17 protein-coding genes are annotated in these 21,558 nt (G+C 72.9%); 14 read left to right on the top strand and 3 right to left on the bottom strand.

The features are described from left to right. Positions 1-4: 4 nt before the first annotated feature. From G5B56_RS07450 to G5B56_RS07465, 4 genes are all read left to right on the top strand, one after another. Positions 5-562, top strand: coding sequence for a hypothetical protein (locus tag G5B56_RS07450; RefSeq protein ID WP_240920675.1), 558 nt, complete (start codon positions 5-7; stop codon positions 560-562). Beyond that, a complete protein-coding gene (locus G5B56_RS07455) occupies positions 532-2,829 on the top strand; it encodes an ATP-binding protein (protein ID WP_240920676.1) in 2,298 nt (765 codons plus the stop codon). The genes G5B56_RS07450 and G5B56_RS07455 overlap by 31 nt, the downstream gene beginning before the upstream one ends. 209 nt (positions 2,830-3,038) lie before the next feature. Continuing rightward, positions 3,039-3,407, top strand: a complete 369-nt coding sequence (locus G5B56_RS07460; RefSeq protein ID WP_009858552.1) for a hypothetical protein — start codon at positions 3,039-3,041, stop codon at positions 3,405-3,407. Continuing rightward, positions 3,404-4,276: a ZIP family metal transporter gene (locus tag G5B56_RS07465; RefSeq protein WP_164962787.1), complete on the top strand. Its 873-nt coding sequence runs from the start codon at positions 3,404-3,406 to the stop codon at positions 4,274-4,276. The genes G5B56_RS07460 and G5B56_RS07465 overlap by 4 nt, the downstream gene beginning before the upstream one ends. Before the next feature lie 12 nt (positions 4,277-4,288). Here G5B56_RS07465 and murB read toward each other — a convergent pair whose 3' ends face one another. Further along, positions 4,289-5,326, bottom strand: a complete 1,038-nt coding sequence (gene murB / locus G5B56_RS07470) for a UDP-N-acetylmuramate dehydrogenase (RefSeq protein ID WP_206023494.1) — start codon at positions 5,324-5,326, stop codon at positions 4,289-4,291. A gap of 14 nt (positions 5,327-5,340) precedes the next feature. Between murB and G5B56_RS07475 the strand changes: the two genes are divergently transcribed. From G5B56_RS07475 to G5B56_RS07505, 7 genes are all read left to right on the top strand, one after another. Further along, positions 5,341-5,844, top strand: a complete 504-nt coding sequence (locus G5B56_RS07475) for a YajQ family cyclic di-GMP-binding protein (RefSeq protein WP_009858549.1) — start codon at positions 5,341-5,343, stop codon at positions 5,842-5,844. Then, positions 5,844-6,503 (top strand): TIGR02281 family clan AA aspartic protease, encoded by a 660-nt coding sequence (locus G5B56_RS07480; RefSeq protein WP_164962788.1) that lies wholly within the window; start codon positions 5,844-5,846, stop codon positions 6,501-6,503. Before G5B56_RS07475 ends, G5B56_RS07480 begins: the two co-directional genes overlap by 1 nt. 96 nt (positions 6,504-6,599) lie before the next feature. After that, positions 6,600-7,772 (top strand): acyl-CoA dehydrogenase family protein, encoded by a 1,173-nt coding sequence (locus G5B56_RS07485; RefSeq protein ID WP_164962789.1) that lies wholly within the window; start codon positions 6,600-6,602, stop codon positions 7,770-7,772. 5 nt (positions 7,773-7,777) lie between these two features. Then, a complete protein-coding gene (locus tag G5B56_RS07490) occupies positions 7,778-8,905 on the top strand; it encodes an acyl-CoA dehydrogenase family protein (protein WP_164962790.1) in 1,128 nt (375 codons plus the stop codon). 40 nt (positions 8,906-8,945) lie between these two features. Then, positions 8,946-9,923: a P1 family peptidase gene (locus tag G5B56_RS07495; RefSeq protein WP_164962791.1), complete on the top strand. Its 978-nt coding sequence runs from the start codon at positions 8,946-8,948 to the stop codon at positions 9,921-9,923. Next, on the top strand, positions 9,923-10,621 hold the full coding sequence (locus G5B56_RS07500) for a 16S rRNA pseudouridine(516) synthase (RefSeq protein WP_164962792.1): 699 nt from the start codon (positions 9,923-9,925) through the stop codon (positions 10,619-10,621). The genes G5B56_RS07495 and G5B56_RS07500 overlap by 1 nt, the downstream gene beginning before the upstream one ends. 16 nt (positions 10,622-10,637) lie before the next feature. Further along, positions 10,638-11,600, top strand: coding sequence for a bifunctional riboflavin kinase/FAD synthetase (locus tag G5B56_RS07505; protein WP_009858543.1), 963 nt, complete (start codon positions 10,638-10,640; stop codon positions 11,598-11,600). A gap of 1 nt (position 11,601) precedes the next feature. Here the strand turns inward: G5B56_RS07505 and G5B56_RS07510 are convergent, their stop codons facing one another. Further along, entirely contained in the window at positions 11,602-12,459 is an 858-nt protein-coding gene (locus G5B56_RS07510) for a MipA/OmpV family protein (RefSeq protein WP_164962793.1), read from the bottom strand. Positions 12,460-12,675: 216 nt separating this feature from the next. Between G5B56_RS07510 and ileS the strand changes: the two genes are divergently transcribed. From ileS to lspA, 3 genes are all read left to right on the top strand, one after another. Then, a complete protein-coding gene (gene ileS / locus G5B56_RS07515; RefSeq protein ID WP_164962794.1) occupies positions 12,676-15,519 on the top strand; it encodes an isoleucine--tRNA ligase in 2,844 nt (947 codons plus the stop codon). A gap of 110 nt (positions 15,520-15,629) precedes the next feature. Beyond that, positions 15,630-19,907 carry a PAS domain-containing protein gene (locus G5B56_RS07520; protein WP_164962795.1) on the top strand — a complete coding sequence of 1,426 codons (4,278 nt, stop codon included), beginning with the start codon at positions 15,630-15,632 and terminating at the stop codon, positions 19,905-19,907. 86 nt (positions 19,908-19,993) lie between these two features. Then, the gene (gene lspA / locus G5B56_RS07525; RefSeq protein WP_009858539.1) at positions 19,994-20,512 is read left to right on the top strand and encodes a signal peptidase II; all 519 of its coding nucleotides are present in this window, start codon (positions 19,994-19,996) and stop codon (positions 20,510-20,512) included. A gap of 56 nt (positions 20,513-20,568) precedes the next feature. On the opposite strand, the gene G5B56_RS07530 is transcribed toward lspA, so the two are convergent. After that, complete coding sequence (locus G5B56_RS07530) at positions 20,569-21,552, bottom strand: quinone oxidoreductase (protein ID WP_009858538.1); 984 nt, start codon at positions 21,550-21,552, stop codon at positions 20,569-20,571. Positions 21,553-21,558: the final 6 nt, after the last annotated feature.

The following is a 21,558-nucleotide window of genomic DNA, read 5'->3' on the forward strand; positions in this document are numbered from 1 at the left end:
GGACGTGCCCGAACGCTCCGCCGTCGCCGCCTCGTCTGCCGCGACCTCGCACGACCGAGGGCGCCGCCGCGTGCTTGCCGCCGGTGCGGCGCTGGCGCTGGGCTCGTGGTGCGGCGTCGCGGCGGCCCTCGAGGCGCCCGCCGGCGAGGTGGTGCTGACGCTCACCGGGCGCGTGCTGTCGCCGAACGCCGGCACCCGCGCCGACTTCGACATGCCGATGCTCGAGCGTCTGCCGCAGACGAGCTTCGTGACCCGCACGCCCTGGTACTCGACGGCGCGCCGCTTCACCGGCCCGCTGCTGCGCGACGTTCTCGCCGCCGCCGCGGCACGCGGCAGCCGGATGCGCGCGATCGCGCTGAACGACTATTGGGTCGACATCCCGTTCGACGACGCCGCGCGCCATGACCTGATCGTCGCCCGGCTGCTCGACGACCGCCCGATGGCGGTGCGCGACAAGGGGCCGCTGTTCGTGATCTACCCGTTCGACTCGGACGAGGAGCTCCGCACGCCCGTCTACTACAGCCGTTCGGCATGGCAGCTGCGCACGATCGAGGTTCGCTAGAACCCACCGTGCCGCATGCGCGGCGCGGCCGCGCGACGTGGCTGGGCGTGCTCGGCGTCGGGCTGATCCTGGCCCTGCTGGCCGTGGCCTGGCTGCAGGTGCGCCAGGCCGCGCTGCTGCGCCAGGCGGTCGAGGTCGCCGACGACGATGCCGTGCTGCTCGTCTACCAGGCCGAGACCGAGTACCTGCGCCTGCGCGACGAATGGGGCCGCTCGGTCGACCCGCGCCGCGTGCTCGACCCGGCGGCGCTGCAGCTGCGCTACGACATCTGGATCAGCCGCGTCGGCCTGCTGCACAACGAGCGCATCGGCCGCATCCTGGCCGACGAGACCGAGTTCGCCGCCACGCTGGCCCGCATGGACGGCTTCATCCGCCGCGCCGACGCGGCCTTCGGCGCCGGCACCGCCGGCGGCCCGACTCGCGAGGCGCTGCGCGAGCTGGAATCCGAACTGGTCGCGATGGGCCCCGAGATCCACGGCCTGTCGCTGCGCGCCGCGCACCACGTCGGCGAACAGGTGGCGGCACGCAACGCCACGGTGCAGAAGCACAACATGGTCGGCATCGGGCTGACCGTGTCGCTGTCGGCGCTGACGCTGGCCTTCGCGCTGCTGGCGCTGCGCCAGATGCGCCAGCTCGACCGCCGCCGCGCCGCGCTGGAGGAGCTCGCCGAGCACCTGCGCCAGGCCCGGCGCGACGCCGAGGCGGCGAGCGAGGCCAAGAGCGCCTTCCTCGCCAACATGAGCCACGAGATCCGCACGCCGTTCCACGGCCTGCTGGGCATGCTGTCGCTGCTGCGCGAGACCGGGCTGAACCAGCAGCAGGTGAGCTATCTGCGCACCGCCACCGAGTCGGCCGACCATCTGCTGGCCATCCTCAACGACATCCTGGACATGTCGCAGCTCGAGTCCGGGCGCATGGTGCTGATGCCCGCGCCGGTGGAGCTGCGCGCGCTGCTGCGCGACGTCGAGGCGCTGATGCGGCCGCAGGCCCACGCCAAGTCACTGGCGCTGCACATCGCCGCCGACCCGGCGCTGCCCGAACGTGTGCTGTGCGACGCCACACGCGTCAAGCAGGTGCTGTTCAACCTGCTGTCCAACGCGATCAAGTTCTCCGACCAGGGCGCCGTCGTGCTTGACGTGCAGGCCGAGGGCGGCGACGGCGCGGCCGAGCTGGTGTTCACCGTCAGCGACCAGGGCGTGGGCATCGACGAGGCGACGCTGGCGACGCTGTTCCACCGCTTCGTGCAGGCCGACAGCTCGCGCTCGCGGCGCCACGGCGGCGCCGGGCTGGGGCTGGAGATCTCGCGCAACCTGGCGCGGCTGATGGGCGGCGACATCACCGTCACCAGCCAGCCCGGCCAGGGCAGCAGCTTCCGCCTGCGCATGCCGCTGAAGGCCGTGCCGGCCGGGGCGTCGCCGCGCCCGCTGCCCGGCGACGCGCCGCCGCCGCCGCGTCCGCTGCACGTGCTCGTCGCCGAGGACCACTTCGTCAACCGGCAGTACATGGCGGCGCTGCTCGAGCGCCTGGGGCATGGCGCGGTGTTCGCCACCAACGGCCACGAAGCCGTCGACGCGATGCGCGCCGCCGGCGCCAAACCCTTCGACGTCGTGCTGATGGACCTGCACATGCCCGAGATGGACGGCATCGCGGCCACGCGCGCGATCCGTGCGCTGCCCGATCCGGCCGCGGCCACGGTGCCCATCGTCGCGCTGACCGCCGACGCCTTCACCGAGACCCGCGACCGCTGCCTGGTCGCCGGCATGAACGACTTCCTGACCAAGCCGGTGAGCCCGCCCAAGCTCGCGGCCTCGCTGCGCCGGCTGTTCGGCAACGCGGGCACGGCCGACTTCGGGCCCGAGCCGTCGCCCGGCGAGGCCGAGACCCAGGCCGACGGCAGCCCGCCGCTGCTCGACGCCGCGGCGATGGCCCTGGCGCTGCAGGCGATGCCGCGCGAACGTTTCGCGGCGATGGTGCACGGCTTCCTCGACCAGGGGCCGCTGCTCGTGCAGCGGCTGCGCGCGGCGATCCGCGACGCCCAGCCGCTGGAGCTGCGGGTCAGCGCGCACGCGGCCCGCGGCGCGGCGCTGAACCTGGGGCTGGCCGCGCTGGCCTCGACCGCCGAGTCGCTGCACGAAGGTGCGACCCACCTGCCGGCGCACGAAATCGCGCGCCACGTGCAGCGCTTCGAGGAGCTGCTGCCGGCCACGCGCGAGGCGGTCATCGCCGCCGGTCTGGCGCAGCCCGCGGACGCCGACGCCAGCGCCTGACAGGCCGCCGACGCCGCGCGGGCGACGGATTCGCCCGCCTCTTGTTTTGCAAATGCGACTTATTCTCATGTAGCATGGTTCATGGCGTCACCGAAGCCGCCAACCCGAACCCTGCCCGCCGGCGTCCAGGCCGGCCCGGTGCCCACCCGCCGAGGAGCCCGCGATGAGCGCATCCGCTTTCCCCACCATCCCACGCCGGAGCCGCTGAGATGTGCCCGGCCGAAACCCAGGCCGCGCTGCGGCATTGGCAGCGCATCGCGATGCACATCCGCCTCGGCCTCGAGCCCGACGAGCCGCGTCTGCTGTGCGCCTTCCACCACCAGGGCGAGCGCCTGGTGGCGGCCTACGGCCAGCGCGCCTTCACGGTGCACGAGCGCATGCTGCGGCTGCTGCTGGACAGCGCCGAGGACACGCTGCTGCCGGTGTGCTGGCGCCTGACCTGCCTGGACGCCGCGAGCCGCCCGCTGGCGCGCCTGGGGCCGCTGGTGGCCGACGACGAGCAAGCCGTGCGGCTGCAGACGCTTGCCGCACGGCTGGCGCGCTTCACGCTGCGGCCCCTGGACCGGGCCGAGCCGTGAACAGGGCCGGCACGCGCAGGCTGCTGCGGCCGGCGCAGTGGCTGGGCGTCGTGCTCTGCGCCGCGGGCGCGGCCATCGAGCTGGCCGACGTCTGGCACGCGTTGGCCACGGTGCCGGCGGTCGCCCACGCCGGTGCGCTGGGTGCCGCCGCGGCGCTGGCCACCGCGCTCGGCGCGATGCCGCTGCTGCTGGCCCGCGCGCCGGCCCAGCGCACGCAGGACACGCTGCTCGGCTTCGGCGCCGGCGTGATGCTGGCCGCCACCTGCTTCTCGCTGCTGAACCCGGCGCTGGACGCGGCGCAGGCCGCCGGCCTCGCCCCCGGGCCGCGGGCTGCGGGCATCGGCCTGGCGCTGCTGGGCGGCGCCGCCGTGCTGATGCTGCTGGAACACCTGCTGCCGCACGCCCACGCGCTGGGCCGCGACGCACGCCCGCGCCGGGTGCTGCTGTTCGTGCTGGCGATCGTGCTGCACAACATCCCCGAAGGCCTGGCGATCGGTGTCGCCGCGGTCGGCGCCGAGGCGGCACGTGCCACCGCGCTGGCCGGCGGCATCGCGCTCCAGGACGTGGCCGAAGGCCTGGTCGTCGCGCTGGCGCTGCACGCCGCCGGCATGGGGCGAGGGCGCGCCGCGCTGCTGGGTGCGGCCTCCGGCCTCGTCGAGCCGGTGGCCGCCGTGGCGGGCGCCGCGGCGGTGGCCGGCGCCGCCATGCTGCTGCCCTGGGCGCTGGCGTTCGCCGCCGGGGCGATGCTGTTCGTCGTCAGCCACGAGGTCATCCCCGAGTCGCACCGCCAGGGCCACGAGCGCTGGGCGACCGCCGGGCTGATGCTCGGCTTCGTGCTGATGATGGGGCTGGACACGGCGCTCGCGTAGAGCGCCGGGCGTTCAGACGATGACCGGCTCGGGCTCCAGGCGGATGCCGAAGCGGCCGTAGACGCTCTCCTGAATCGCGCGCGCCAGCGTCACGACCTCGGCGCCGCTGGCGCCGCCGCGGTTGACGAGCACCAGCGCCTGGCGCTCGTAGACGCCGGCGCGGCCCACCGATTTGCCCTTCCAGCCGCAGGCGTCGATCAGCCAGCCGGCGGCCAGCTTGACGCTGCCGTCGGGCAGCGGGTAGTGCACGATCTCCGGGTCGCGGTCGATGATGTCGCGGCACTGCTCGGCGCTGACCACCGGGTTCTTGAAGAAGCTGCCGGCGTTGCCGATGGTCGCCGGATCGGGCAGCTTGGCGCGGCGGATGGCGCAGACCCAGTCGAAGATCGTGCGTGCGTCGGGGTGCGTGTTCCCGGTCTCGGCGATCTTGCGTTCCAGGTCCAGGTAGCCCAGCGCCGGCACCCAGGGCTTGGGCAGGCGCAGGCGCACGCGGGTGACGACGCTCTTGCCGGCCAGGGCCTGCTTGAAGATGCTGTCGCGGTAGCCGAAGCGGCACATCGCCGCGTCCAGCGTGACGCTGCGGCCGGTGACGAGGTCGACCGCGTCCAGCGAGTGGAAGCGGTCCTTCAGCTCGACGCCGTAGGCGCCGATGTTCTGCACCGGCGCCGCGCCCACCGTGCCCGGGATCAGCGCCAGGTTCTCCAGCCCGGGCAGGCCCTGCTCCAGCGTCCAGGCGACGAGGTCGTGCCAGCGTTCGCCGGCCCCGGCCTCGACGATCCAGGCGTCGTCGGTCTCGGCCACCAGGCGCCGGCCCTCGATCTCGATCTTCAGCACGACGGCGTCGACGTCTCGTGTCAGCACGAGGTTGCTGCCGCCGCCCAGGATCAGCTTGGGGGCACGGCCGAACTCGGGGTGGTCGACGACACGGCGCACGTCGGCCTCGCTGCGCACGCGCACCAGGGTGCGGGCGACGGCGGGCAGACCGAAGCTGTTGTGCTCGCGCAGCGACACGCGCGACTCGATCTGCAGCGGGGAGGCGACGGGTGACATGGCAGAATTTTCCCATGCCCAGCTTTGATACCGTCCTCGAGCCCGATCTGGTCGAACTGCGCAACGCACTCGACCAGGCGAACAAGGAAATCGGCAACCGCTTCGACTTCAAGGGGTCGAGCGCGAAGGTCGAACTCACCGAGAAGTCGGCCAAGGAGCGCGAACTCGTGCTCTACGCCGACAGCGACTTCCAGATCGAACAGGTGCGCGACGTGCTGCTCTCGCGCCTGGCCAAGCGCAACGTCGACGTGCGTTTCCTCGACCTCACGGCCAAGCCGCAGAAGCTCGGCGGCGACAAGCTCAAGCTCGCCGTCAAGGTCAAGGCCGGCATCGACGCCGAACACGCGAAGAAGATCCAGCAGGCGCTCAAGGCCAGCAAGCTGAAGGTGCAGGGCGCGATCCAGGGCGACGCGGTGCGCGTCTCGGGCGCGAAGCGGGACGACCTCCAGGCGGCGATCGCGCTGCTGAAGAAGGAAATCTCGGACTTGCCGCTGACCTTCAACAACTTCCGCGACTGATGAACGCCGCCGGCCGTCGCCAGGCGCTGCGCATCGCGGCAACGATCCTGGCCGCGGCCGTGCTGCCGGCCGCGGCGCAGGACGTCTCGCTGGCCGGCCAGATGGGGCGCAAGGCGCTGCTCGTCATCGGCGGCCAGCCGGTGACGCTGGCCGTCGGCGAGAGCGCGCGCGGCGTCAAGCTGCTGCAGCTGGACGCCGACGGCGCGGTCGTCGAAGCCGGCGGCCAGCGCCTGGTGCTGCGCCCCGGCGGCGGCACCTCGCGTGTGGCCGGCAGCGGCGGTGTCGTCTCCGGCGCGCGCGAGATCGTCATCCCCGCCGGCCCCGGCGGGCATTTCGTCACCCAGGGCGCGATCAACGGCCGCCCGGTGAACTTCATGGTCGACACCGGCGCGACGCTGATCGCGCTCGGCCAGGCCGACGCCGAGCGCCTGGGCATCGCCTGGCGCAACGGCGAGCCCGGCCTGGTGCAGACCGCCAACGGCACCGCCACCGCGCACCGCGTGACGCTGTCGCGGGTGCGTGTCGGCGAGGTCGAGATCACCCACGTGCAGGCCGTCGTCGTGCCGCAGGCGATGCCGATGGTGCTGCTCGGCAACAGCTTCCTGTCGCGCTTCAAGATGCAGCGCGACAGCGACGTGCTGCGCCTCGAGGCCCGCTGACCGCGCTGTCCCGGCAGGGACAAGGCGGCCCGAAACCCGCGTGCTACAACGAGCCGGCCACGAGAGCCGGCCGTTCACGGCCGCGAGGAGACGACGATGGACCTCGATTTCACCGAGGAAGAACAGGCCTTCCGCCAGGAGGTGCGCGCCTGGGTCGGCGAGCACCTGCCGGCGGACATCCGCGACAAGGTGCGCGCCGCGCGGGCGCTGACACGCGAGGACAACCAGCGCTGGGCCCGGATCCTGGGCCAGAAGGGCTGGCTGGCCGCCGGCTGGCCGCGCGCCTTCGGCGGGCCGGGCTGGACGGCGGTGCAGAAGCACCTGTTCGAGGAGGAATGTGCGCTCGCCGGCGCGCCGCGCATCCTGCCCTTCGGCCCGGTGATGGTCGCGCCGGTCATCATGGCCTTCGGCACGCCCGAGCAGCAGCGACGCTTCCTGCCGGCCATCGCCAGCGGCGAGGTCTGGTGGAGCCAGGGTTACAGCGAGCCCGGCGCAGGCTCCGACCTGGCGTCGCTGAAGACACGCGCCGAGCGCCGCGGCGACCACTACGTCGTCAACGGCCAGAAGACCTGGACGACGCTCGCCCAGCACGGCGACTGGATCTTCTGCCTGGTGCGCACCGCCAGCGACGGCAAGCCGCAGGCCGGCATCAGCTTCCTGCTGATCGACATGAAGAGCCCCGGCGTCAGCGTGCGGCCCATCGTCATGCTCGACGGCGAGCCCGAGGTCAACGAGGTCTTCTTCGACAACGTCGAGGTGCCCGCCGCCAACCTGATCGGCGAGGAGAACAAGGGCTGGTCCTACGCCAAGCTGCTGCTGGCGCACGAGCGCACCAACATCGCCGAGGTCAACCGCTCCAAGCGCGAACTCGAACGGCTGAAGGCGCTGGCCAGGGCCGAAGGCGTCTGGCACGACGCCCGGCTGCGCGACCAGATCGCGCTGCTGGAGGTCGACATCGTCGCGCTGGAGATGCTGGTGCTGCGCGTGCTGTCGGCCGAGAAGAGCGGCAAGCAGAGCCTGGACATCGCCGGCCTGCTGAAGATCCGCGGCAGCGAGATCCAGCAGCGCGCGGCCGAACTGCTGATGCTCGCCGGCGGCCCCGGCACCGTGGCGCGCCGCGACGAGGCCGCCGACACCGCGGCGGCCGGCTGGCAGCACGACGCGCTGGCACCGCTGATGGGCAGCTACTTCAACCTGCGCAAGACGACGATCTACGGCGGCTCCAACGAGGTGCAGCGCAACATCGTCGCCCAAACCGTGCTGGGGTGAACTCCATGGACTTCGATATCACCGACGACCAGCAGGCGCTGCGCGAAGCCGTTCGGCGCTGGGTGGACAAGGGTTTCGCCTTCGAACGCCGGCACGCGCTGGCCAAGGCCGGCGGCCATTCGCGTGCCGTCTGGGGCGAACTGGCCGAACTCGGGCTCGCCGGGCTGGCGGTGCCCGAGGCCCACGGAGGGCTGGGCCTGGGCCCGGTCGAGGCGATGCTCGTCAACGAGGAACTCGGCCGCGGCCTGGTGCACGCGCCGTGGACCAACGCCGCGCTCGCCGTGCCGGCGCTGCTGGCCGCCGCGCCCGAGGCGCTGCAGGGCGAGTGGCTGCCGCGCATCGCCGACGGCTCGGCGCTGGTCGTGCTGGCGCAGCAGGAGCGCGCCGCACGCTGGGCGCTGGATCGGCCGGCGACGCGCGCCGAACGCCGCGGCGACGGCTGGGTGGTCACCGGCACCAAGATCGTCGTGCCGGCCGGCGACGAGGCCGACGCCTTCGTCGTGCCGGCGCGCATCGCCGGCGCCGACGGCGAGCGCACCGGCATCGGCCTGTTCGTCGTCGAAGCCGGCGCCGCGGCGATCACGCCCTACCCGACGCAGGACGGCGCACGCGCCGCCGACCTGCGCTTCGACGCCACACCGGCCGCACTGATCGCCGAAGACGGCCTCGAGCGCCTGGAACACGCGGTCGACATCGCGCTGGCCGGCATCGCCGCCGAAGGTGTCGGCCTGATGGACCGGCTGCTGGCGATGACCGTCGAGTACCTGAACACGCGCCGTCAGTTCGGCGTGCCGATCGCCAGCTTCCAGGCGCTGCGCCACCGCGTCGCCGACGCCAAGATGCAGCTCGAACTCGCACGCTCGATGAGCTACTACGCGACGCTGAAGCTCGGCGCGCCGGCGGCCGAACGCCGCCGCGCCGTCGCCCAGGCACGTGTGCAGTTGGGCCAGGCGATGCGTTTCGTCGGCCAGCAGTGCATCCAGATGCACGGCGGCATCGGCGTCACCGACGAATACGCCGGCAGCCACTACTTCAAGCGCCTGACGGTGCTGGAGCTGGCCTTCGGCGACACGCTGCACCACCTCGGCGAAGTCGCCGCACGCATGGAAGACACGGCTGGCGTCTTCGTCTGAAGCGCCGGGGCGCCGGCGGGCCGGCCGCTACAGTCGCGCCATGCCCGCGCCCCTCGACACGCTCGACGCCCTGACCGACGTCGCCGGCCTCGCCGTCGGCCACCACACGCTGGCCGACGGCCTGAGCGGCTGCAGCGTCGTGCTCTGCCCTGAAGGCTCGGTGGCCGGCGCCGACGTGCGCGGTGCCGCGCCGGGCACGCGCGAGACCGACCTGCTGCGCCCGGAGAACACCGTCGAGGCCGTGCACGCGCTGCTGCTGTCCGGCGGCAGCGCCTACGGTCTGGACGCCGCCGGCGGCGTGATGCGCTGGCTGGAGGAACGCGGCCGCGGCGTCGCCGTCGGCCCGGCCATCGTGCCCATCGTGCCGGCGGCGGTGCTGTTCGATTTGTGGCTGCGCCCGGCCGCGCGCCCCGACGCGGCGGCGGGTTACGCCGCCTGCGAGGCGGCGGTGGCCGGCGCCTTCGAGCGTGGCAGCGTCGGCGCCGGAGCCGGCGCGACGGTCGGCAAGCTCTTCGGGCCGCAGCATGCGATGAAAGGCGGCATCGGCACCGCGTCGCGCCGCGCCGGTGGCGTGACGGTGGCGGCGCTCGTCGCCGTCAACGCCGTCGGCGACGTCGTCGATCCGGAGCGCGGCGGCCTCGTCGCCGGTGCCCGAAGCGACGACGGCCGCACGCTGCGCGACACCGTCGCCTGCTACCTCGCGGGCGAACACGCCGCCGCGCCGCTGGCCGGCGCGACGACGATCGGTGTCGTCGCCACCGACGCGCCGCTCACCAAGGCCCAGGCGCAGCGCCTGGCGACCGCCGGCCACGACGGCCTGGCGCGCACGATCCGCCCGGTGCACACCGCCAGCGACGGCGACACCCTGTTCGGCCTGTCCACCGGCCGCGGCCCGGCGGCGCCGGCCACGCTGCTGCACGTGCTGGCCGCCGAAGCGGTGGCCGCCGCGGTGCTCGACGCGCTGCTGTCGGCCACCGGCCGGCCCGGCCTGCCGTCGGCGCGAGAATTCGCCCCCTGATGAAACTCGAACAAATCCTCTTCACCCAGGGCTTCGGCACACGCCGCGTCTGCGCCGGGCTGGTCGACTGCGGCGCGGTGCGTGTCGGCGGCCAGGTCGTCGACGACCCGTCGGCCGACTTCGACACCGCCGGCCTCGTCTTCGAGGTCGACGGCCGCGAGTGGCCCTTCCGCCAGCCGGCGCTGGTGATGCTGCACAAGCCCGCCGGCTACGAGTGCTCGCAGAAGCCCCGCCACCACCCCAGCGTGATGAGCCTGCTGCCGCCGCCGCTGCGCACGCGCGGCGTGCAGCCGGTGGGCCGGCTCGACGAAGACACGACCGGGCTGCTGCTGTTCACCGACGACGGCAAGCTGATCCACCGCCTCACCAGCCCCAAGCACCATGTGCCCAAGGTCTACGAGGCGACGACCAAGCACCCCGTCGACGAGGCCGTCGTGCAGCGCCTGCTGGCCGGCGTCGTGCTCGACGACGACCCGCAGCCGGTGCGCGCGCTGGAGGCGCAGTGCACCGGCCCGAACGCGCTGCGCCTGGTGCTCGCCGAAGGCAAGTACCACCAGGTCAAGCGCATGGTCGCCGCCGCCGGCAACCGCGTCGAAGCGCTGCACCGCAGCGCCTTCGGCGCCCTGGTGCTGCCGGCCGACCTGGCGCCGGGTCGCTGGTGCTGGGTCGAGCCCGAGGCGATCTTCGCCGGCGCTTGAACGAGAATCCGCGGCCATGCGCGTTTTCAGAGGATTCGACCACCCCGGGCTGCGAGAGGCCGGCTGCGCGCTGACGATCGGCAACTTCGACGGCGTGCACCGCGGCCACCAGGCGATGCTCGCGATGCTGGTCAACGAGGCGCGGCATCGCGGCCTGGCCTCGTGCGTGATGACCTTCGAGCCGCATCCACGCGACTTCTTCGCCCGCCGCGCCGGCGACGCGTCGCGCGCGCCGGCGCGCATCGCGACGCTGCGCGACAAGCTGGCCGAACTGGAGCGCTGCGGCGTCGACCACGTCGTCGTCGCGCGTTTCGACGAGCGCCTGGCGTCTCTGGCGCCCGAGGCCTTCGTCGAGCAGGTGCTGCAGAAAAACCTGAACGCACGCTACGTGCTGGTCGGCGACGACTTCCGTTTCGGCGCGCGCCGCGAAGGCACCTACGCGATGCTCGACGAGGCCGGCACGCGGCTGGGCTTCGACGTCGCGCGCATGCTGAGCTACGAGGTGCACGGCCTGCGGGTGTCGAGTTCGGCGGTGCGCGACGCGCTCGCTGCCGGCGACATGAAGCGCGCCGCGGTGCTGCTGGGGCGGCCGTACTCGATCAGCGGCCACGCGATCCACGGCCGCAAGCTCGGCCGCGAGCTGGGGTTCCGCACCCTGAACCTGCGTTTCCCGCACCCGCGGCCGGCGGCCGGCGGCATCTTCGTCGTGCGCGTGTACGGCCTGGCCGAACGCGCGCTGCCGGGTGTCGCCAGCCTGGGCACGCGGCCGACGGTCGAGAACGCCGGGCGTGTGCTGCTGGAGACGCACTGCCTCGAATGGCCGCTGGGCCCGGAGGCCGGCTACGGCCGCGTGCTGCGGGTCGAGCTGCTGCACAAGCTGCACGACGAGCGCCGCTACCCGTCGCTGGAGGCGCTGCGCGAGGGCATCGCCCAGGACGAGGCCGACGCCCGCGCCTGGTTCGCCGCCCAGCCGCGCTGACTCAGAAGCGCCGGCCGAGGCCGAAACCCAGGCTCCAGCCGGTCTTGTCGGTGACCGAGGGCCCGTCGGCCGCCGGCCCGAGCAGGCGCCTCAGCGACACCCCGGCCAGCGCCACCCAGTCCTCCGACAGTTGGTGGCGCAGCCCGAGCACGGCCTGCAGGTCGCGCAGCCCGGCGCCGGGCGTGTAGACCGGGTAGCCGCTGGTGGCGGCCTGCTGCTCGTCGATGCCGTAGTAGCTCTGCATGTAGCGGCGGTCGGCCGCCGTCAGCCGCAGCGACGCGTTCCAGCGTGTGCGCGGCGCCAGCGGGCGCTCGCGCGACAGGCCCAGGTCGACGAAGGACCCGCCGCCGCGGCCCAGCAGGTCGGGGCTCCAGCCGCCGGACAGGCGCCAGCCGTCGTCGAGCCGCCAGCTCGCGCCCAGCCGGGCCCGCACGGTCGCCCGCACGTCGCCCAGGCCTTCGAGCGCCGGTTCGTCGTCGTCGCGGCCGCGGTCGTAGCGCAGCGAGAGATGGGTGCGCAGCCGGCTGCCGCTCGTCAGGTCGAGCCCCAGGCCGCGTGTCACGTCGTCGGCGCGGCGGGCGGCGAAGGCGCCGGCGTTGCTGACGGTGAGCCGCCCCCAGCGCAGGTAGAAGCCGGGTTCGAGCGAAGCGTCGGGGCCGCCGCGGCCATGGTGCGAACTCCCCCAGGAGGCAAGCACGCCGACGACACCTTCAAACCGCCGCGGCGGCGGGCCGTCGTCGTCCGCTTCGGCCGCCGGGGCGCGGGGCGTCACCGGGGGCACCGGCGCCTCTTCGCCCCGAGCGGAGGCGGCGACGAGCAGTGTCAGGGCCAGCGCCGGCGGACGGATGCGGAGCTTCAAAGCAGCGCCTCGGTAGAATCGGCTGATGCGATTGTCCATCGTTCGGCTCGACCCGTCGTGGCGGAACACCTCCACGCGGCGGCAGACGACGCGCGACCGAATTACACGGACGCAGCGCCTTCGCGCCTGACCGCCCCCGCCGTCTCGCGCCGTGCCCGCACGCGCGCCTCGACGACCGCTTATGCACCGCCTCCGCACCGCCCGGTGCCGACCGACATGACCGACTCCACGAACGCCTCCGCGCCCGACTACCGCGCGACGCTGAACCTGCCCGACACCCCGTTCCCGATGCGCGGCGACCTCGCCAAGCGCGAGCCGGCGTGGATCAAGCAGTGGCAGGACGAAGGCCTCTACAAGCGCCTGCGCGACGCGCGCTGCGGCAAGCCGCTGTTCGTGCTGCACGACGGCCCGCCGTACGCCAACGGCGCCATCCACATGGGCCACGCGGTCAACAAGGTCCTGAAGGACATGATCGTCAAGGCGCGCCAGCTCAAGGGCTTCGACGCCCAGTACGTGCCCGGCTGGGATTGCCACGGCCTGCCGATCGAGAACGCGATCGAGAAGAAACACGGCCGCCACCTGAGCCGCGACGACATGCAGGCCAAGAGCCGCGCCTACGCGACCGAGCAGATCGCGCTGCAGATGGCCGACTTCAAGCGCCTGGGCGTGCTCGGCGACTGGGAGCACCGCTACGCGACGATGGACCCGGCCAACGAGGCCGGCGAGATCCGCGCCTTCAAGCGTGTCATCGAACGCGGCTTCGTCTACCGCGGCCTGAAGCCCGTCTACTGGTGCTTCGACTGCGGCAGCTCGCTGGCCGAGTTCGAGATCGAGTACGCCGACAAGAAGAGCCAGACGCTGGACGTCGCCTTCCCGGCGGCCGAGCCCGACAAGCTGGCCGCGGCCTTCGGCCTGCCGGCGATCGACAAGCCGGCCTTCATCGTCATCTGGACGACGACCGCCTGGACGATCCCCGCCAACCAGGCGCTGAACCTGAACCCGGCGCTGGACTACGCGCTGGTCGACACCGAACGCGGCCTGCTGGTGCTGGCCGAGTCGCTGGTCGAGAAGTGCCTGGCGCGCTACGGCCTGCAAGGCACGGTGCTGGCGACGACCAAGGGCGAAACGCTCGGCGGCCTCAACTTCCGCCACCCGCTGGCCGACACCGACCCGGGCTACGACCGCCTGAGCCCGGTCTTCCTTGCCGACTACGCCACCGCCGACGACGGCACCGGCATCGTGCACAGCAGCCCGGCCTACGGTCTGGACGACTTCAACTCCTGCGTCGCGCACGGGATGAAGACCGACGAGATCCTGAACCCGGTGCAGGGCAACGGCTGCTACGCCGCCGACTTCCCGCTCTTCGGCGGCCAGAACATCTGGAAGGCGGTGCCGGTCATCCTCGACACGCTGCAACGCGCCGGCCGGCTGATGGCCACCGAGACCATCACCCACAGCTACCCGCACTGCTGGCGCCACAAGAGCCCGGTGATCTACCGCGCCGCGGCGCAGTGGTTCATCCGCATGGACGAGGGTGAAGGCGTCTTCACGAAGGACAAGGCGCCGCGCACGCTGCGCCAGATGGCGCTGGACGCGATCGAGGCGACGAGCTTCTACCCCGAGAACGGCAAGGCGCGGCTGCGCGACATGATCGCCAACCGCCCCGACTGGTGCATCAGCCGCCAGCGCAGCTGGGGCGTGCCGCTGCCCTTCTTCCTGCACAAGGACACCGGCGACCTGCACCCGCGCACGATGGAGATCCTCGACCAGGCGGCCGACATCGTCGAAGCCGGCGGCATCGAGGCCTGGAGCCGCACGAGCGCCGAGCAGATCCTGGGCGCCGAGGACGCCGCGCTCTACACCAAGAGCAGCGACATCCTGGAGGTCTGGTTCGACTCCGGCTCGACCTTCTGGCACGTGCTGCGCGGCCAGCATCCCGAGGGCTTCCACAAGGAAGGGCCCGAGGCCGACCTGTACCTCGAAGGCCACGACCAGCACCGCGGCTGGTTCCACAGCTCGCTGCTGCTGGCCTGCGCCTTGTACGGCCGCGCGCCGTACCGCGGCCTGCTGACGCACGGTTTCACCGTCGACAGCCAGGGGCGCAAGATGAGCAAGAGCCTGGGCAACGGCATCGAGCCGCAGAAGGTCAGCTCGACGCTGGGCGCCGAGATCATCCGCCTGTGGGTCGCGGCCTCGGACTACTCGGGCGACATCGCCGGCGACGACAAGATCCTCGCCCGCGTCGTCGACGCCTACCGCCGCATCCGCAACACGCTGCGTTTCCTGCTCGCCAACACCTCGGACTTCGACGCCAAGGCCGACGCCGTGGCGCCCGAGGAGCTGCTGGAGATCGACCGCTGGGCGCTGGCGCGCACCGCCGAGCTGCAGGCCGAGATCCTGAAGCACTACGAGGTCTACGAGTTCCACCCGGTGGTCGCCAAGCTGCAGGTCTTCTGCAGCGAGGACCTGGGCGCCTTCTACCTCGACGCGCTGAAGGACCGGCTGTACACGACGGCGCCCAAGTCGCTGGCGCGCCGCAGCGCCCAGACCGCGCTGGTGACGATCACCCAGGCGATGCTGCGCTGGATGGCGCCCTTCCTCAGCTTCACTGCCGAGGAAGCGTGGAAGATCGTCGGCACGACCGAGTCGATCTTCACCGAGACCTACCTCGACTTCCCCGAGCCCGACGCCGCGCTGCTGGCGAAGTGGGCGCGCATCCGCGCCGTGCGCGAACGCGTCAACAAGGAGATCGAGGCCGTGCGCACCACCGGCGCCGTGGGCTCGTCGTTGCAGGCCAACGTGACGATCGGCGCGCCGGCCGAGGAACACGAGCTGCTGGCCTCGCTCGGCGAGGACCTGCGTTTCGTGCTCATCACCTCCAAGGCGCTGCTGGCCGCCGCCGACGAGCTGCAGGTGACGGTGACGCCGTCGACCGACACGAAGTGCGAGCGCTGCTGGCACTGGCGCGACGACGTCGGCCACGACCCGGCGCACCCGGGCCTGTGCGGGCGCTGCACGAGCAACCTGTACGGCGACGGCGAGGCCCGGCGCGTGGCCTGACGCCCGATCCCAGGGGGATGTCTCCGGGGGGCCTCCGTGCCGGCGCGCCGGCCCTGTGCTAGAAACGCGTCGCCGCCAAGCGCATCAGCGCACAAGGGAGGCGGTGTCGAATGGCGGAAACCAGCAGCGGCCGGCCCACCGGCTCGTCCCGACATCCCGGCGCCCGCGGCATCGTCTGGCGGACGGCGCTGGCATTCCTGGTGCTGGCCGCCGCGACCGCGGTACTGGTCCTGCGCGAGTTCCGCATCGGGCGGGAACTCGCCGCGGCGGAGCTGAAGGCCGTCGCCCGGCTTCGATCGGAACAGATCGACGACTGGCTGAACGAACGGCTGGCCCTGGGCCGCCTGCTCGAGCCCAGCCCCTCGCTGGCCCAGTTCCACCGCCGCGCGCTCGCCGGGCCCGATGCCGCGGAACGCCGTGAGCTCGAGCAACGCCTGCAGCATCTGCGCGACAGCACCCGCAGCGTCAACGTCCTGCTGCTGGACGCCGATGGCCAGCTGCTCGTCTCGGCGACACCCGACGAAGCCCCGACAGCCGCCCTGCGCGACACCGTGCGGCGCGCCATCACGACCGGCCAGGCACAGCACACCCCGATGTACCGCAGCGGCGCCGATGCACAGGCGCTGCGGCTGGACATCGTCTTCCCGCTGAAGCTGAGCGGCACGCCGGCGCGCGCCGCCGTCGCGCTGCGCCAGGACCCGCAGCAGACGCTGCTGCCGGGCCTGACAGGCTGGCCGCTGCCGCGCGACGGGGCGCTGGCACTGCTGTGGCAGCGCCAGGGCGATGTCATGCATCCCTGGGCCGGGTTCACGCCCGAGTTGCAGGGGCGGCTGCCGGCGACCGTCGCCATCACCGAAGCCGGGACGCTGCCGCTGGCTGCGCTGCGCGGCGACCCCTCGGCGCTGCAGCCGCAGCGCGCCACCGACTTCCGCGGCGAGGCCGTGACCGGCATCGTGCTGCCGCTGGGCGCGGGCGACTGGTGGCTGTCGCTGCAGATCGACCAGCAGGCGATCGACGCGCCGGCGCGGCAGTCGGCGCTGGCCGGTCTGGCGCTGCTGGCGGTGACGCTGCTGGCGCTCCACGCCATCGGACGCAGCCTGTCCAACCGCCGCGCGCTCGCCGATGCGGAACGCGAACGCGCCGAGGAACGCGAGCGCATGCGCGCGCTGCAGCTGCTCGATACCGTCGCCGAGCACGCGGGCGAGGCGATCTTCGCCAAGGACCTCGACGGCCGCTATCTGTTCGTCAACCGCATCGCCTGCGAGCGCAGCGGGCTCAGCCGCGAGCAGTTGATCGGACAGCGTGACGTCGACGTCTTTCCGCCCGACACCGCCGCCGCCTACGCCGCCGACGATCGGCTCACGCTGCGCGACGGCAACGCCATGACCTTCGAGCAGACGATGCCGACGCCGAACGGCGTGCTCCATCTGGCGGTGACGAAGGCGCCGCTGCGCGACGGCGACGGGCGCATCGTCGGCCTGGTCGGCGTGGCCAGCGACCTCACGGCACTGCGCCGCGGCGAACAGGCCCTGCGCGAGAGCGAGGCCCGCTTCCGCTCGGTATTCGAGGTGCTCAACGAGGGCATCGTCGTGCGCGCCCCCGACGGCAGCATCGTCGACGCCAACCCGGCAGCCGAACGGCTGCTGCTGCAGCCGGTTCAGGCCCTGCGCGGGCGCCGGCTCGACGAGCTGGGCTGGGAGCCGGTGAACGAGAGCGGCGAACCGTCGCCCGAGGGCCTGCAGCGCCTCACCGAGGTCATCACCGCCAGCGGGGAGTGCCGCGATGCCGAGGTGCGCGTGCGCGCCCCCGACGGCCGGCAGCGCTGGCTGCGTGTCAACGCCGAGCCGGTGCGCGACCCCGACGACGGCCGCCTGATCGCCGTCGTCGCGTCCTGGGACGACGTCACCGAGCGCCGCGAGACCACCGAAGAGCTGCGTCGCCACCGGCTGCACCTGCAGCAGCTGGTCGAGGAACGCACGCTCGAGCTCAAGCACGCGATCGCCGGGCTGGCCGAAGCCGAACGTTCGGCACGCATGATCGCCGACAGCCTGCCCGGCCTCGTCGCCTACTGGGACCGCCAGATGCGCTGCCGCTTCGCCAATCGCGGCTACTGCGACTGGTTCGGCATGAGCCAGGAGCAGATCATCGGCCTGTCGATGACGGAGCTGCTGGGCCCCGAGTTCGTGCGGACGCAGGCCGACCTGATCCGCGCCGCATTCGGTGGCGAGCTGCAGCAATACGAACGCAGTGCGCCGAGCCGCGGCGGCGAGCCGCAGGACCTGCTGGTGCACTACGTGCCCGACCGGCGCGCCGACGGCCAGGTCGACGGCTTCTACGTGATGGCGATCGACATCTCGGCGCAAAAGCGCGCCGAGGCCGGGCTGCAGCGCGCCAACGCCGAACTCGTCGTCGAACGCGACCGCGCCGAAGCCGCCAGCCGTTCCAAGAGCGCCTTCCTGGCCAACATCAGCCACGAGATCCGCACGCCGATGAACGCCATCATCGGCCTGGCGCACCTGATGCTGCGCGACGCGCACGCGGACACCGAACGCGAACGGCTCCTGAAGATCCGCGGCCAGGCCCAGCACCTGCTGCAGATCCTCAACGACGTGCTGGACCTGTCCAAGATCGAGGCCGGGCGGCTGGAGCTCGAGGCGATCCCGTTCTCGCTGGACACGCTGCTGGCGCGGGCCTTCCAGACCGTCGCGACCGAGGCCCAGCGCAAGGGGCTGGAGCTGGTGCTGGACACCGACGCGGTGCCCGACCGTCTGGTCGGCGACCCGACGCGGCTGCTGCAGGCGCTGCTGAACCTGCTGTCCAACGCGGTGAAGTTCACCGAGAAGGGCTGGGTACGGCTGCAGGCTCGACAGGCCGATCACGCCGAGGGCCGCGTGCTGCTGCGCTTCACCGTCACCGACACTGGCGTCGGCATCCCGCCCGACCGCCTCGGCGCCCTGTTCCAGGCGTTCGAGCAGGTCGACAGCTCGACGAGCCGGCGCCACGGCGGCACCGGCCTGGGCCTGGCGCTGACGCGCCACATGGCGTCGATGATGGGCGGCGAGGTCGGCGCCGACAGCACGCCTGGGGCCGGCAGCTGCTTCTGGTTCAGCGCCTGGCTGGCGCTCGAAGGGGAGCAGCCCGCGCCGGTGCCGAAGATGGCGGGCCTGCGCGTGCTGCTGGCCGACGACCTGCCCGAGGCCCGCGAGGCGCTGGCCGACCGGCTGCGGCACCTGGGCATGCAGGTCGATGCCGTGGTGTCGGGCGAGGCCGCACTCGAGCAGGCGGCGGCGGCCGGCGCCGCCGACCAGACCTACGACCTGCTGCTGCTGGACTGGCGCATGGAGGCGCTCGACGGCATCGAGGCCCTCGCACGCCTGCGCGCCCTGCCAGCCGCGGCCAAGGCCCCGGCGCTGCTGGTCACGGCCTTTGACGACGACGGCATGCGCCAGCGGGCCGAGGCCGCCGGCTTCGCGTCGGTGCTGCTCAAGCCGGTGGCGGCCTCGACGCTGCACGACACGCTGCAGCGTGTGCTGCGGCACTCCGGGGCGGCCTCCGAGGCCGTGATGCCGCCGCCGCACGGCAGCGGCCAGGCCGAGGCCGCGCTGCGCGCGCGCGGCTGTCGCCGGCCGCTGCTGCTGGTCGAGGACAACCCGATCAACCAGGAAGTGGCGCTGGAACTGCTGCGCGCGGTGGGGCTGGAGGTCGATCTGGCCGTCGACGGCCGCGAGGCGCTGCGCATGGGACAGGCGCGCGAATACGCCGCGGTGCTGATGGACATGCAGATGCCGGAGATGGACGGGCTGGAAGCCACGCGCGAGCTGCGGCGCACCGGGCTGGCCGTGCCGATCCTGGCGATGACGGCCAACGCCTTCGGCGAAGACCGCGCCGCCTGCCTGGCCGCGGGCATGAACGACCACATCGCCAAGCCGGTGGACCCGCAGACGCTGTACGCCACGCTGCTGCGCTGGCTGCCGCCCGCGACGCCGGACGGCGCCAGTGCGCCGGCGGGGCCGCCGTCCGGCGCCGGGTTCGCCGAACGCCTGGGCGCGCTCGGCGAGATCGACGTCGACGCCGCGCTGCGGCTGGTCGGCGGGCGGCCCAACGTGCTGCAGCGGTTGATGCGACGTTTCGCCGAGGTCTACGCGCTCGGCGTGCCGGCGCTGGTGGCCCCCGGCGGCGACGAACGGCTCGCGGCCTGGAAATGCGCGGCGCACTCGCTGCACGGCGCCTGCGGCGCAATCGGCGCGCGCGCGCTGCAGGCCCATGCGCGCGAGCTGGAGCACGACACCGCCAGCGCGACGCAGGCCGAGCCTCTGGCCGAGCGGGCGCGCGAGCTACACGAACGCGTGAGGGCGGTGGCAGCCCAGTTGGAGGCCCTGCTCGACTGAGGCCGCCGCGCGGGGGCCGGCGACGGCCTCGCGCTACAGTAGCGGCCCGCCCGCCGGCCCCGGCGGTCCACCCGCATCACGACTTCATGGCCACGTCTTCGCGCACGTCCAACCGCCTGCCCTTCTGGCTCGGCCTCGCCTTCATCGTCGTCGTCCTGGACCAGTTCACGAAGACGCTGATCCTCGGTTACTTCCAGGACGGCGAAGCCCGCGTCGTCACGAGCTTCTTCAACATCGTGCGCGTGCACAACAGCGGCGCGGCGTTCTCGTTCCTGGCCGACGCGGCCGGCTGGCAGCGCTGGTTCTTCGTCGGGGTCGGCGTCGCCGCCTCGGCGGTCATCGTCTGGATGCTCGCCAACCATGCGTCGCAGCGGCTGTTCAGCTTCGCGGTGACGATGATCCTCGGCGGCGCGGTCGGCAACGTCATCGACCGGCTGCTGCACGGCCACGTCATCGACTTCCTGCAGTTCCGCTTCGGCTTCCTGGAGCCGATGTTCCGCGGCGGCTACTTCCCCAGCTTCAACGTTGCCGACGCGGCGATCACGCTGGGCGCCGTGTGCCTCGTGCTCGACGAGATCCTGCGCGTGCGCCGCGGCGGCAAGTAAGGCACCCGCACCGCCCCTCGGGCACGGCGAATCGCCCCGCGCCGGCCGGCGCAGGCTCAGGGAAGCAGCACCGTCGAGCCGGTCGTGCGCCGGGCTTCCAGCGCGCGGTGCGCCTCGGCCACGTCGGCGAGCGCCCAGCGCTGGTCGATGCGGATCCGGACCTCGCCGCTGGCGACGACATCGAAGAGCTCGTCGGCCATCTCCTGCGTTCGCTCGCGCGTCGCGATGTGGGTGAACAGCGTCGCGCGGGTGACGTACAGCGAGCCCTTGGGGCCCAGCGTGCCGATCGCGAACGGCGGCACCGGCCCCGACGAGTTGCCGAAGCTGGCCAGCAGGCCGAACGGCCGCAGGCAGGCCAGGCTGCCGTCGAAGGTGTCGCGGCCGACCGAGTCGTAGACGACCTTGACGCCGCGCCCGCCGGTGATGTCCTTGACGCGGGCGACGAAGTCCTCGCGCGTGTAGTCGATCATCGCCGCCGCGCCGTGTTCGAGCGCCAGCTGGCACTTGGCCGCGCCGCCGGCGGTGCCGATCAGGCGCAACCCCAGCGCACGCGCCCACTGGCAGGCGATCAGGCCGACACCGCCGGCGGCGGCATGGAACAGCACCCAGTCGCCCGGCTGCAGGCCCTCGACCGGCAGCGTCTTCTTCAGCAGGTACTGCGCGGTCAGGCCCTTGAGCATCATCGCCGCGCCGGTCTCGAAGTCGATGCCGTCGGGCAGCTGCACGACCTGCGTGGCCGGCATCACGCGCAGCTCGCTGTAGGCGCCCGGCGTCCCGGCGGCGTAGGCCGCGCGGTCGCCCGGCTGCAGGTGCGACACGCCGTCGCCGACGGCCTCGACGATGCCGGCGCCTTCCATGCCCAGCACCAGCGGTAGCGGGTTCTGGTAGAGGCCCGTGCGCTGGTAGACGTCGATGAAGTTGAGCCCGCAGGCGTGGTGGCGGATGCGCACCTGGCCGGGTCCGGGTTCGCCGACCGGCAGGTCGACGGACCGCAGCACCTCGGGGCCGCCGAAGGCGGAGATCTGGATCGCGCGCGGCATCGTGTT

The sequence above is a fragment of the Rubrivivax sp. JA1026 genome (genome assembly GCF_011065555.1).
GTDB lineage: Bacteria > Pseudomonadota > Gammaproteobacteria > Burkholderiales > Burkholderiaceae_C > Rubrivivax > Rubrivivax benzoatilyticus.